Below are 13,836 nucleotides of genomic sequence, written 5' to 3' on the forward strand. Positions count from 1 at the left end.
GTCAAGTGGTGTCGTTAAGGTAACAGGCGTCAAGTGGTGTCGTTAAGGTAACAGGCGTTTCCGTAGATACAAATACGGTTGCTCTCACAATAGGAGGCACGCAAACGCTGGCAGCAACAATTACACCAGCAGATGCGACGAACAAAGCAGTAACCTGGAAATCGGACAAGCCAGAAGTAGCAACTGTAGATAATGCTACAGGTAAGGTGACGGCAGTTACAGCTGGAACGGCTACGATTACGGTAACGACCGAAGATGGTGGGTTTATGGCAACAAGTGTTGTAACTGTGAGTGCAGCGTCAAACGATAGCTCAAGTGGTGGCACGAAAGACGACAATGGCTTAAGTGGCTCTGCTAACGGTGGCAATGTTAATCCTGGCACATCTACTGACGTGAAAGACACATCAGGGCAAGTCAGCGTGCCTGCAGACACGATCAAAAACAGTGCAAATGGAAAAAGCACGGTAGATTTGCCAGCTAATACGACGGAAGTCAAGCTCCCATCGAACACAGCCGATCTGCTTGCACAAAATATGCTTGAAGTGAAATCGGATAAAGTAACGATGGAAATACCTTCTGATCTTATTAAGAAACTGACAAGTCAAGTTTCGGCTGACGTACTGAAAGACAGCTTCATTTCCTTGAAATTCAAGCCAATTTCGGCGTCTGAAGCGAATGATGTTATCTCCAAAGGACAAAACGCAACGAATTCGGATATCAAACTTGCAGGAGAAATTTATGAATTCAAGCTGTCTGTTACAAGATCAGATGGGTCGATAGTCGCAGAGTTATCGAATTTCGACCAACCGATGACGATTCATTTTAAAGTAGACGCATCTATTAATCCAAAATTAGCGGGAGTCTACTACATTGCAGAGGATGGCAAACTTGAATTCATTGGCGGTCGCTACGAGAATGGCGAAATGATTGCACAAATCAGCCACTTTAGTAAGTATGCCGTTCTGGAAGTGACCAAATCCTTTGCCGATGTACCGAATGACCATTGGGCAGCAGGTGTCATCAAAGAATTGGCTGCGAAACAAATTGTGAGCGGAACAAGCGAAACAACGTTTGAACCGGGACGCAATGTAACTCGTGCCGAGTTTACGGCACTATTAGTCAGAGCTATGAAACTGACAATTGCCGGTAAAATTTCGTTCGCGGATGTGCAAACAGGTGACTGGTATGCAGAAGCAATTGCCATTGCGGTCAAAGCAGGTATCGTAAACGGTAAGAGTGAAACAGCTTTTGRTCCCAATGCGCAGATTACCCGCGAGGAAATGGTGACGATGATGATGCGCGCTTATGCCGCAGGTCATGGCAGCCAATCGGAAGGTAAGACGAGTGTGAAGTTTACGGATGAAACTGAAGTTTCAACTTGGGCTATTCCATATTTGAATCAAGCAGCTGAACTTCAACTTGTACAAGGCCGCTCCGCAGGGAGATTTGATCCGAAAGGCATCACAACCCGAGCCGAAGCCGCTCAAGTCATTTATAACGTAATTTCAAAATAACGGTTCATTGCAAGGAGAGAAACAGAATGCCATTCACAAGAATGGCATTCTGAATTCTTGTGAAACAATCTAGATTATGGGGGAAACCATGTTTCAGTTAAAACTTTTACGTCGTTTCAATGTGTCGCTGTTGCTTGTACTTCTGCTGTTCATTGTTCCATTCAAGCAAATCGTTGAAGCCCATGCGTACAGTGCGGCCTATACGACTTTAACGCTGACAAAGACGCAGACGGAAATGACTTATGCCTTGGATGAATTGTCCGTAATCGAGTTAGTCGGCGGCGATCTGAATAAGAATCAAATGATCGAGCAGGAAGAATTCGATGCGATGAAAGACAAAGTCCTGGCGATGTTCAAGGATAGTGTCACTTTGAAAGTTAACAATCAGCCTAAAGCTTGGACCCAAGTGGAGAGCTTTATTCTTGATCGCAAAGGCGACGCAACGAAAGTTATTCTGAAAGTTGTGTATCCACCGGTATCTGCAAATGATGCCATTTCCCTAACCGATAAACAATATGAAAATGATGTGAAAACAAATTATGTAAACTTGTTGACGATTGAATATGGAACTCAAAAGAGCACGGCTGCACTATCCGGTAAAGAACGTAATTGGCTTATGCTGATGACATCCGACGAGTATGCGAAATTGCTTCAGGACAACCAACCGGCGCAGAGTATGATGGATACGAATATAAATCCTCAATCGCAAGTGGCAGCAGCAGACAATACCGATTTTCAATCAACTTCAGGATGGCTCTCCTTTTTCAAGCTTGGGATGAACCATATTTTAACGGGTTATGATCATCTGCTATTCCTATTTTCGCTTCTCATTGCAAGACAATCTTTCAAACAATACGCAACAATGATCACAGCTTTTACTGTGGCTCATAGCTTTACATTAACTTTAACTGTGCTTGGTATTATCAATGTCCCGGCTTATATCGTAGAGCCCGCAATTGCGCTGAGCATTTGTTATGTAGCTGTCGATAATATGATTCGTAAACAGGTAAGTCACCGCTGGGTCCTGACTTTCTTATTCGGACTAATCCATGGAATGGGATTTGCGGACATTATGAAGGAAATGGTCATACCACAAAATGAACTAGCTGTGGATTTGATCAGTTTCAATCTCGGAATCGAAGCAGTGCAAATTACGCTCGTAGCTTTATTATTACCGCTGCTATACTTCCTTCACCGTTGGAAATTATCGAGACGCGCCGTTGTTGCGGCTTCCGGCATCGTGCTAGTACTAGGCGGGATTTGGCTGGTTGAAAGGCTTTTCACATAGATAAAGAGCATATAAATTGAAATAGGTAGGGGGAAGTTCCTTGCAAAATACGGCAGTGCAGACGAAATCAATGTGGAACAGCAATATGCTCGCCGGTCTTTGTCTAGCTTTTATCGCATTCTTATACTTCTTCTCTACCAAAGCTCCTGGAACAGTATTAAATAATCCGAAACTACAAATTTTCAAAACGATGTTTATAAGCATCATCCTAGAAGCTATGCCATTTATTCTGATCGGTGTGCTTATTTCAGCTCTGCTGCAAGTATTTGTTTCTGATCATACCATTCGTAAAATGATTCCTAAAAATCCGATTTTGGGTATTATCACGGCTAGCATTTTGGGCATCATTTTCCCGATCTGCGAATGCGGCATGGTTCCCGCGATAAGGAATCTGATTCAAAAAGGAATGCCTTTATATGTGGCAACAACGTTTATCTTGGTTGGTCCGATCCTGAATCCGATCGTATTCTGGTCTACGTTCGTAGCTTTTCGTACTCGGCCGGAAATTGTGTATTCTCGCATGGGCCTTGCTTTTATCGTTGCCCTTGTCATCGGATTAATTGTTTATAAGTTCATTCATCCGGATCAATTAAAGCATACGCTACAATCGGTGCACAAGCATGGAAGCCATGGGCACGAACCTACACACGAGCACGGGCATAGCCATGAACGTCCGAACAAGCTTGTCGAAGTAATGGGCCATACGGTTAGTGAATTTTTTGAGATGGGAAAATTTTTGCTCTTCGGAGCGGTCCTTGTGGGACTGCTACAGACTTTTATGTCCAAGGATAATCTTCTAGCTTTGGGTCATGGTCAGGCAAGCACTAATTTATTGATGATGGGACTTGGTTTCTTATTGTCATTGTGCTCCACGTCGGATGCTTTTGTTGCGCAATCCTTTCAAACGACATTTTCGCCAGGGTCGCTTGTCGCCTTCATGGTTTTGGGACCTATGCTGAATTTGAAAGGGCTTTTGATGATGTCGGCAGTTTTTAAGAAAAAATTTATTGCCATACTTAGCCTGCTCGTCATTGTTTTCGTCTATGCAGGGACAACGCTGCTGGAAGCTTTCATTTTAAAATAAGTAGAGATTTGCAACTATGGATGGGGGAGCTTCCAAATGTTCAAGGTAAATGCGGCAGTCATTCACAACTATTTAAGAGCTGTGATCTTGCTGGGCTTTGCGATATTGATCGTGTATTTGGTCGGATCAGGAGAGATTCTCCTTTATGTAACACCGAAGCTAATCATTTATTTAAAAGCTGCTGCAGCGGGACTTTTTATTGTCGCTATTTTTCAATTTTACATTTCTTTTCTTTCGATGAGGCGTACAGTTATCGTATGCAATTGCGATCATGATCACGATCACGGGCATAGTCACGAGCCACCACGTTCACTAGGCAAAAATATCGTCATCTATGGTTTGTTTCTCCTTCCGTTGGTGTTTGGAGCAGCATTGCCGAATACGGCACTTGCCGGTTCGCTCGCTCAGCAGAAAGGCATGAATCTCGGGGGAATGGCGGTGAATGCTAATTCGGCTCCTGCCGATTTGGTTGAAGTGGACAGCAATGAAGATCCCGTACTGAAGGAAAAGTTTAAAACGGCGGTATACAATCGGAATTATGCAAAACTGGGCATGCTTTTATATAAGCAAAATGAAGTCGAAATGAAAGACGAATGGTATATCGAAAAATTGCAAGCCATGAATATGTTTGTTGATAATTTTCAAGGCAAGTCGATTAAAATTACAGGATTTGTTTATCGAGAAGGCGGGATGCCTGACAATCAGTTCATTATTGGACGGATGGCGATGACGCATTGTATTGCGGATATTTCACCATATGGCATTATTACCGAGACTGCGAGTGCAGCTCAATACGCGAACGATTCATGGGTCACGATAACGGGTACGATCGATCAAACGATTTATCATGAACAGAAGGTTATGAAAATTATTATCGATAAAGTAGAACCTGCGACGGCAGCAAGCGTGCCGTACATATACCCGGATTGGGATTTTGCATCTAAATTGTAAATTCGATATTGTCAGAAGGAGGTGTGGACATGCTGTTGAGTCTGGGAAGTCTAATCCTTATTGTTCTTTATACCGGATATAGTATTTTTTATTTATTCCGCCGAAAAGCTAGAATAAAAGTTGAAGTTGGCGCGATTTTTGCTATGTTGATTGCGCTAATAGGAAGTACAGCTATGGGCTTTGTATCCGCGCAGGTATTAGGATCCAACATGGCGCAGTCGGTTCTTATTACCGCTTTATTTGTCCTTGCCTCGGGCTTTTTGGCTGGCAAAACGTTTAGCTTTCAAACAGCAATAAATGGCATCTTAGCAGGGTGTGGCGGTGGGCTGGCAGGTGGGCTGTTCGGTGTACTGGTGTTCACATCGAATAAAGTGATTCTGTCTGCAACGATTGCATTTCTAATTTTCATGTTTCTTACTCAAAAATGGATTGAATGGCAGTCGAATCGAATCGAGATCAAAAGAAAGCCGGTCAAAGGCAGCAAAAATAAAACCAAACCTAAGACTTTCTCCTATACAGGGTCAATTATCCTGGCAGCGGTGATCATTGCTTTTGGCGGCGGAGTGTGGAGTCAGAAAAATCATATTCAAACGGGGATTTTCGGCCAACCGAAAACGCAGCTCGCGACAGTTGATGAAAATAATGATCTTCAGGTAGCTGTTATTCAAGTGACCCGTTCCGGCCTAAGTCCGAAAAATACGGTTTTCAAATCGAAACAAATGATTAAAGCGATCGTCAATCTGGACGGTAATGCCGGAGCAGGCTTGAAGCTTAAATCTGAATCCCTGGGAATTGATGCTGATTTGACCAAGGGTGACAATGTATTCTTGATGAATAATCCGTTGCCAGGAACCTATGCGTTTACGATAGAGCCCAGCGGATTCCAGGGCAGCTTCACAGTTGAGTAAGGACAGGAGAATCGGACATATATATGTATGGGCCCAGGTATCTTGATGGGCTCTTTTTTTAGTGCTACAAAATATACCAAATATGCTGAATCGAAAATACAAGGTTCTTTGCATAAAGGCATTGTCTTAATGAGGAAAACTCCGTATAATTAATTGTGAAATTATGTAAATTGGTAATGAACGAAATTTCATATCATAGTGAGGGCGGAGACACATGGGTGGAGACAAACTGGAGAAGATTGTAGATGCAGCTCGCATGTACTACCAATTGGATTATAGTCAACAAGATATAGCCAAGAAGTTAGGCGTATCTCGTCCGACTGTATCCCGATTTTTGCAGCAGGCAAAAGAAGAGGGAATAGTCCAAATCAAAATTATAGATCCGATTGAAAATAAAGAGCTTTTAGCCGAAAAGTTAGAAGAAAAGTTTCGGCTAAAAAAGGTGGTCGTCGCTTCAGTTCCTGAATATGAAGACCATATCGTTAAGAAATATATTGGGGAAGCAGCCGCTGAATATTTGGATGAAGTCGTCAAGGATGGCGATACGATCGCGATGACTTGGGGCACGACGCTCTACGAAGTAGCCATCCATTTGCCGAATAAACTTGTGAAGGATGTGACCGTCGTTCAACTGAACGGTGGTGTCAGCTATTCGGAGACGAATACGTACGCATCCGAGATCATCCAGCTTTTTGGTCAAGCATTCAACACGACTCCGCATTTATTACCATTACCTGCAATTGTGGATCACGCTGTCGTGAAGCACGCCATTGAGGCGGATCGGCATATACGTAAAATTCTTGAAATCGGAAAACGCGCGAATATCGCAGTTTTCACCGTTGGCGTACCGTCGGAAGACTCGGTGCTAATCAAGGCTAATTACTTCTCCGCAGTCGATCTGGAAATCATACACGCTAAGGGTGCTGGCGACATTTGCTCTAGATTTATTGATCTGGATGGCCAAGTTTGCAGTGAAGAGTTGAATCTTCGTACGATTGGTATCGATCTTGCCGAATTGCGAACAAAAGAGAAATCGATTCTCGTCGCTGGCGGCATGAAGAAGGTGGAAGCCATCTACAGTGTCCGCAATTGCCAGTGGAGCTATGGAGGCCGACAGGGTACATCAGAAGTAATAAAAATTCACTCACTAGCCCTGTGTATAAGCACATAGAGGCTTTTTTTAGTAGATAATAGTTAAAGTCTGTCCTAAACGTCTGTTAAAAAATAATGAGCAGGCTTGGAAAATCAGTAATGATAATCATTATCATGTATGATACAATGGTCTCTATGAATAGGATGGATGTTATTACATCATCCGGAGCTACACGAAGGAGGCCAGACAATGAGTTCATCTGTACAACATGTTCTCGCGGAGCAGTTCGGGGTTACTACGGAGTTACATCCACAGCCGTTATTTACAATAGCAGGCAGCCGTCTTTCTACAGAGGCTGGTATGAAGGAGCTAATTAGCGCTTACTCGCCGCTCATGAAGGCGCTTGAGCCTGCGGCGGCTTGTGTGTATTTTATAAGTAGACTTAGTGTTTTGAACATGGCTATGCATGGGATGGTGTTGAAAGATGAGTTAATTGATTTGGCTCCGGAGCTTTGGAAACTGCAGATCTACAAGCACAACCAAGGATATGCTGAGTTCCGCTATGTACTTCATGATATTCGGCAACTGGAAGGACCGCGTGAGGGAGAGCGTAGCGCTTGGCGCAAAGAGCGCTTAAGCCACTGGTACGGCACTCACATTCGTCCCATCGTAGAAGCGGCTTCTTTGGCTGCAGGTATGGATATTACACATTTGTGGAAGTTGTTTCCGACTCGCATGCGTTATATGTTCGACCGTTTGATAGAACAAGCGGGTTCCGAGCAGGAGCGATTGCGCATCGAGGAAGATTGGACGTTTGTTTCGAAAGAGCTGAACGGCCAAGTTTTCGGACGTGCGGGAAATCCACTGAACGTAAAGTTTATCTACCTTGATTATCCGGGTGCTCCCGGTGAACCGGATAATCAGCTGCGGATGAAGTCGGGTTGTTGCATGTTTTACTGCACAGAAGGCGGCAGTTATTGTTACACGTGCCCACGGCTGAAGCCGAGTGAACGCGAAGAGCGCAAGGTGCAGATCAGGGAGAAGTTGGCACGGGAGGCTGCGTCTAAGGCAGCTGCGACATAACATCATTGATACGAGGCTATCTGATTGGTCAGAAATGACTGAATGAGATAGTCTTTTTTTGTTTTGTGTCGGCCAAATCCCGTTCTTCCTACTGGATTGGGGTGCCTCAGCTCGAATAGATGGAAAATCTACCGTTAATCTACGCTGCTCGGTGGCATGGGACAAAATAGTGGTAGAAACTCCATCTAAATCATCGGCGATAGTCGAAATTGGATAATTTGGATGATATTAGAGGTAGGAAATGGAGTTAATTGGGCGAAAGTGGATCAATCGCGGAAAATAGCAGGAGTAATCGGCGTTAAGAGCAAGTAATCTACATGCAAGTGGCTCAGTTCCGAGGGACGATCGGATTGAGGTGGCCCAGCTGAAATAGATGGAAAATCTATCGTTAATCTACGCTGCTCGGTGGCAGGGGACAAAATAGTGGTAGAAACTCCATCTAAATGGTCGGAACTAGTTGAAATTGGATAATCTGGATGATACTAGAGGTAGAAAATGGAGTTAATTGGGCAAAAGTGGATCAATCGCGGAAAATAGCAGGAGTAATCGGCGTTAAGAGCAAGTAATCTAGCTGCTAAGTGGCTCAGTTCCGAGGGACGATCGGATTGGGGTGCCCAGCTTGAAATAGATGGAAAATCTCAGGCTGTCGAGAAAGTCTCGACAGCCTCTGAAAATCTACCGTTAATCTACGCTGCGCGGTGGCATGGGACAAAATAGTGGTAGAACAAAAAGCCAGAACAAAAAGCCGCCCGCAAGTAGACGCATCTACTTTTAAGGCAGCCTAAAGCTTACTTCTTCAACGCTTGATCTATGAATTTGCTCTCAAGGACCTGTGACGTGTCCAGCTTCTTCGTAATGGCGCCGACGGATTGCAGGAAGTCAGCTTGCTCCTGATGCGCTTTGGCAAATTCCGGTGTAATCGAAGAGAGGATCGGGAATGTGTTTTTCAAAACATCGACGATGATAGCTTTGTCCAGCCTCTGCGATTTGGACAGCTCATCCGCGATTTCATCCTGATGGTCGACGTAGTACTTACGTGCTTCTTCGTAGGTTTTGAGGAACAGCACAGTAAGATCCGGATGCTCCTGTGTAAACTTGGTGCGAGCTATCAGGAAGGAAGGCGCGTTGATATTGAGATTTTCACCTGTGACTAAAATAGATGCTCCTGTTTGGTACACGGCTGTAGTCGCGTATGGCTCCCAAATTGACCACGCGTCGATGGCGCCGCTGTCCAGAGCGGGTCTGGCTTCATCGGGCTGAAGCTGAATAACTTTGACTTCGTCGCCTTTTAATCCGGCCTTATCGATGGCCATGTACAGGAAGTTATAGGCGCTGCTGCCTTTGGCTACGGCAACTTTTTTGCCTTTCAGATCTTTTAGTTCCTTGATGGGACTATTTTTCGGCACGATAATCATGTTGCCCTTTTTGCCGTCACTTGTTACAGCGATGCCTTTAAAATCAACCCCACCGACTTGACCAGAAATCAGGGGAGTTCCACCAGTGGCGCCAAAATCGAGCCTACCTGCCGCTATGGCTTCGAAATGCGGGGGACCGCTCGCAAACTCATTCCATTTGACTTCCGCGCCAACAGCAGTGAATGCTTTCTCGAAGTATCCCTTCTCACGAGCGAAGTTCAGGACGCCTGTCTTGCCTTGGATGCCGATGTTCACTGTGACCTTCTCTTTCGCAGCAGCCGGAGTAGATGCCGCATTGCTGCTTTGCGTAGCGGAAGCCCCGCCTTGAGCCGTAGTTCCGCCGCTAGTCGGAGCGCCCGCCGTTTTGGCCCCGCATGCAGATAAAAGGACTAACGTGATAATCGCCAGAAAGGATAAGCTTTTATTATAAAATGATTTCTGTTTCATACGGATATGACCCCTCTCCTAATAAAACTGATGTTTAGTGAGCARATGTTGCTGATGCTTGACCTGACGCTGATGCTAGCTCTGTTCCTGCCGCTGCTATTAGCTCTGCCTCTGTCACTACCGCAGACGCCGAGCGCTGAGCAAAGCGGTTCGCAGGCTCCCCCAATCCAAGGTGATCGCGCAGCGTACGCCCCGTATACTCGGTACGGAATAAGCCGCGCCGCTGCAATTCCGGAATGACGAGGTCGACGAATTCATCCAGCCCGCCGGGCAAATAAGGTGGCATAATGTTGAAGCCGTCGCAGGCTTCCTTCACGAACCATTCCTCTAATTGGTCCGCAATTTGGACAGGCGTTCCAGCAATGGTTCGATGTCCGCGGGCACCGGTAACCCGGTGGATGAGCTGGCGAATCGTGAGATGCTCTCTGCGAGCCATATCCAGCAGCAGCTGGTAGCGGCTTTTGCCACCATTAATATCGGTGGCATCCGGCAACTCAGGCAGTGGTCCATCCAGCGGATAGCCGGAAAGATCGACTCTCAGAATGTTCTGCACCATCCCTAGACCGACGGCAGGGAGGACAAGATTCTGAAATTCGGCTTCCTTCGATTTCGCTTCTTCCTCTGTCGCGCCGATGAAGGGCAGGACGCCTGGTAATATTTTCAGCTCATCCGGAGAACGTCCGTAAGTAGGGAGCTGGCCTTTGAGGGAAGCATAGAAGCTTTGCGCTTCTTCCAATGTCTGCCACGCGGTGAAAACGACCTCAGCCGTCTGAGCAGCAAAAGCTTGACCCGTCGTGGAAGAACCCGCCTGCACGACAACGGGGCGTCCCTGCACGGAACGGTGAACATTCAAGGGGCCACGTACAGAAAAGTGTTCGCCAACATGATTAATCGCATGGACTTTATCCGGATCAGCGAATTCGCCGGTTGCTTTATTAATAAGGAGAGCGCCTTCTTCCCAGCTGTCCCAGAGAGCTGTTACGACATCAACGAATTCGTTGGCTCGCTCGTAACGGAGGGAGTGATCTAAGTGATGGTCGCGGCCGAAGTTTTTGGCCGTATTTTCCATACTGGTTGTGACAGCATTCCAGCCTGCCCGCCCGCCGCTCAAATGATCGAGGGAAGCGAATTTACGCGCCACATGAAAGGGTTCACTATAGGTGGTCGATACGGTTCCGACAAGACCGATCTTCTTGGTGACCGAGGCCAACGCAGACAGCAGGGTCAACGGTTCCGCCCGGACCGGAAGCGTATACTGGACGGCTCTGTTCAGCGGCTCCGGAAGCACGGGGATGTCTTCGATAAAAACGAGGTCGAACTTGCCGCGTTCCGCTGTTTGGGCAAATTGCTTGTAGAAATCAAGCTTCAATAGCCCGCCTGTATCTGTCAAAGGATAGCGCCAAGCCGCAATATGATGGCCTACACCAAATATAAAAGCCCCAAGATGAAGCTGTCTTTGCCCATGGTTAGTTCCCATTGATACATTCCCCCCAATTCTCAATGCGTAATTATCTCTTATCACTCAGCACTCATCATTTATCACTTAATACCCACTTACAGATTCAGCCGTTTGAAATCGGCTTTGCGGTCTAGTCAGTCCTAGATGATCACGCAACGTGGTTCCTTCATACTCTGTGCGAAACAACCCTCTGTGCTGTAGCTCAGGAATGACGAGATCCACGAATTCTTCCAAACCTCCCGGCAAATAAGGCGGCATGATATTAAAGCCATCGCAAGCGCCTCCCTTGAACCATTCTTCAAGCTGATCGGCTATCTGGACTGGTGTGCCATAAATGGTGCGGTGACCACGAGCACCCGTCACTCGGTACATCAATTGGCGGATCGTCAAGCCTTCCCGGCGCGCCATATCGGAGACGAGCTGGAAGCGGCTTTTGCCGCCATTCACCTGCTGCAGCTCAGGAAGATCAGGCAGCGGGCCATCAAGCGGATAGCCGGTCAAGTCAACATTCAGCGAGGCAGAGAGCATGGATAATCCAACGGCTGGCAGCACTTGGGATTGGAGAAGCGCTTCTTTCTCGCGCGCCTCTTCTTCAGTTGCTCCAATGACCGGGAAAATGCCCGGCATGATAAGGATGTCATTCGGCGATCTGCCATAAGTGACAGCTAGCTCCTTGACGCTGCGGTAAAATAGCTGCGCTTCCTCCAGTGTTTGCCATGCTGTGAACACGACCTCCGCCGTCTGGGCGGCTAGGTGCTTCCCTGTTTCCGATGCTCCCGCTTGAATCACAACGGGTCTGCCTTGCGGTGAGCGCGGCAAGTTCAAAGGGCCACGTACAGCGAAAAATTCCCCGCGGTGATTCAGCTCATGCACTTTGCTTGGATCAGCGAAAATGCCATTTTCTTTGTCAGCCACAATGGCGCCATCTTCCCAGCTGTCCCAGAGGGAGGTGACGACATCAACGAATTCACGTGCTCGTTCATATCTTTTATCATGGGCGAGGTGACGGCCTTGACTGAAATTATGGGCCTCTTCATCTCGGCCTGAGGTCACGACATTCCACGCAGCGCGTCCTCCGCTCAAGTGATCCAAGCAAGAGAATTCGCGTGCTAAGTTGTACGGCTCATGATACGAAGTAGATAYGGTTGCGGCCAATCCGATATGTTCAGTAACGCCTGCCAGATAGGAAAGCAGTGTAATGGGTTCGGGCCGAACGGTCACGGTATGCTTGATGTTCGTCTTAAAACGATCAACAACCGCAAGTGTATCTGCGAGGAAAATCATATCGAACTTGCCGCGTTCCGCTGTTTGGGCAAAATGCTCGTAAAACTCATGCTGTAGAATGCCTTGGGCATCAGTATCCGGATAACGCCAAGACGCTACGTGGTGGCCCACTTGAAATAGAAATGCTCCTAGATGCAGTTGTCGCTGCTCTGGTGTACTCATCCTTCATCCCTCCAATATAATGTCCTTACATATAAGCCCCCGTGTATACCAAAAGGCCCTCACAAGCTTGCCGCTTAAGAGCGGTGCTTGGAGAGCCTTTGGTGGACCAATGGGCTGTATGGGTTATTGATTAGTTATGCTAGCATATTAATTCCGATAAAACAAGTGGGTTATATATGAATTAGAGGGTTGACTTCCAAAATTTGTGATGATATGATCCCCTTATATCCAAGTTAATCACTATGAATTAAATCGAAATTGAATCGTGTCGACCAGGTATCTGGAGACTTCCTGACTTCCCCGTAAGGGGATTCTTATGGGGGTCTCTTTTTTTATAATTGAATAATTGGATTGAATAAATGGTTGAAGGGGGAAAGCTTGATGAGCGTACTTTCACTAGACATCGATTTACCGAGCAAATGGTTCCAGACGCCTCAAGGACACCGGGTTGAAGCACTTCATAACATTCAATTAAAAATTAAAGAAGGTGAATTTATAACGATTATAGGTCCAAGCGGCTGCGGTAAAAGCACATTGCTCAAAATCATCGCAGGTCTGGATACTGATCATAATGGAAAAGTGCTTCTCGAACAGAAACAGGTAGAAAAACCTGGTATTGATAAAGGATTTATTTTTCAGGAGCATCGCTTATTTCCTTGGTTGACTGTTGAGAAAAATATCGCTGCTGATCTTAGCCTGAAAGATCCTGACGTCAGGGCGCGTGTAGATCGCTTGATCGAGCTTGTGAGGCTGCAAGGCTTCGAGAGATCGTACCCGAGGGAGCTATCGGGAGGCATGTCCCAGCGAGTCGCGATTGCAAGAGCTCTGCTCCGTAATCCGAAGGTGCTCCTGTTGGATGAACCGTTTGGGGCGCTCGACGCCTTCACGCGTTCGCATTTGCAAGAGGTTGCGCTCGACATCTGGGAGAAGAATCGGACAACGATGATACTTGTTACGCATGATATCGATGAGGCTGTGTTTCTGGCTACCCGAGTCGTCGTGATGGATGCGCGTCCAGGCACAATCCGTAACATCATTCAAGTCGATCTGCCCTATCCACGTAAAAAGACGACCGTTTCGTTCCAAGAGCTGCGCAAGCTGGTGCTCAGTGAATTTGAACCCATCGATGAATTAGAGCTGATCGACAG

General features: G+C 46.5%; 11 protein-coding genes and 1 pseudogene. 9 read left to right on the plus strand and 3 right to left on the minus strand.

What is annotated here, in order from left to right:
- Positions 1-59: 59 nt before the first annotated feature.
- The 8 genes and pseudogenes from AC1DUA_RS15640 to AC1DUA_RS15675 form a co-directional block, all read left to right on the plus strand.
- A pseudogene (locus AC1DUA_RS15640) lies at positions 60-1,094 on the plus strand (Ig-like domain-containing protein); the annotation flags it as partial.
- Between the two features lie 33 nt (positions 1,095-1,127).
- Positions 1,128-1,514: an S-layer homology domain-containing protein gene (locus AC1DUA_RS15645; protein WP_477500662.1), complete on the plus strand. Its 387-nt coding sequence runs from the start codon at positions 1,128-1,130 to the stop codon at positions 1,512-1,514.
- An 88-nt stretch (positions 1,515-1,602) separates the two neighbouring features.
- Entirely contained in the window at positions 1,603-2,802 is a 1,200-nt protein-coding gene (locus tag AC1DUA_RS15650) for a HupE/UreJ family protein (RefSeq protein ID WP_477500652.1), read from the plus strand.
- A gap of 40 nt (positions 2,803-2,842) precedes the next feature.
- A complete protein-coding gene (locus AC1DUA_RS15655; RefSeq protein WP_477500653.1) occupies positions 2,843-3,886 on the plus strand; it encodes a permease in 1,044 nt (347 codons plus the stop codon).
- Between the two features lie 36 nt (positions 3,887-3,922).
- The gene (locus tag AC1DUA_RS15660; protein ID WP_477500654.1) at positions 3,923-4,837 is read left to right on the plus strand and encodes a TIGR03943 family putative permease subunit; all 915 of its coding nucleotides are present in this window, start codon (positions 3,923-3,925) and stop codon (positions 4,835-4,837) included.
- Between the two features lie 29 nt (positions 4,838-4,866).
- Positions 4,867-5,745 carry a hypothetical protein gene (locus AC1DUA_RS15665; RefSeq protein WP_477500655.1) on the plus strand — a complete coding sequence of 293 codons (879 nt, stop codon included), beginning with the start codon at positions 4,867-4,869 and terminating at the stop codon, positions 5,743-5,745.
- Positions 5,746-5,959: 214 nt separating this feature from the next.
- Entirely contained in the window at positions 5,960-6,916 is a 957-nt protein-coding gene (locus AC1DUA_RS15670; protein ID WP_477500656.1) for a sugar-binding transcriptional regulator, read from the plus strand.
- Between the two features lie 171 nt (positions 6,917-7,087).
- Positions 7,088-7,921: a hypothetical protein gene (locus tag AC1DUA_RS15675; protein ID WP_477500657.1), complete on the plus strand. Its 834-nt coding sequence runs from the start codon at positions 7,088-7,090 to the stop codon at positions 7,919-7,921.
- 788 nt (positions 7,922-8,709) lie between these two features.
- On the opposite strand, the gene AC1DUA_RS15680 is transcribed toward AC1DUA_RS15675, so the two are convergent.
- The 3 genes from AC1DUA_RS15680 to AC1DUA_RS15690 all read right to left on the minus strand — a co-directional run bounded on the left by AC1DUA_RS15680 (position 8,710) and on the right by AC1DUA_RS15690 (position 12,688).
- Positions 8,710-9,783, minus strand: a complete 1,074-nt coding sequence (locus AC1DUA_RS15680; protein WP_477500658.1) for an aliphatic sulfonate ABC transporter substrate-binding protein — start codon at positions 9,781-9,783, stop codon at positions 8,710-8,712.
- A gap of 34 nt (positions 9,784-9,817) precedes the next feature.
- A complete protein-coding gene (locus AC1DUA_RS15685) occupies positions 9,818-11,260 on the minus strand; it encodes an LLM class flavin-dependent oxidoreductase (protein WP_477500659.1) in 1,443 nt (480 codons plus the stop codon).
- 66 nt (positions 11,261-11,326) lie between these two features.
- On the minus strand, positions 11,327-12,688 hold the full coding sequence (locus tag AC1DUA_RS15690) for an LLM class flavin-dependent oxidoreductase (protein WP_477500660.1): 1,362 nt from the start codon (positions 12,686-12,688) through the stop codon (positions 11,327-11,329).
- 381 nt (positions 12,689-13,069) lie between these two features.
- Here AC1DUA_RS15690 and AC1DUA_RS15695 point away from each other — a divergent pair.
- Positions 13,070-13,836: ABC transporter ATP-binding protein (locus tag AC1DUA_RS15695; RefSeq protein ID WP_477500661.1), on the plus strand; the 767-nt coding region annotated here is incomplete at its 3' end.

The organism is Paenibacillus sp. 01T422 (assembly GCF_056398785.1).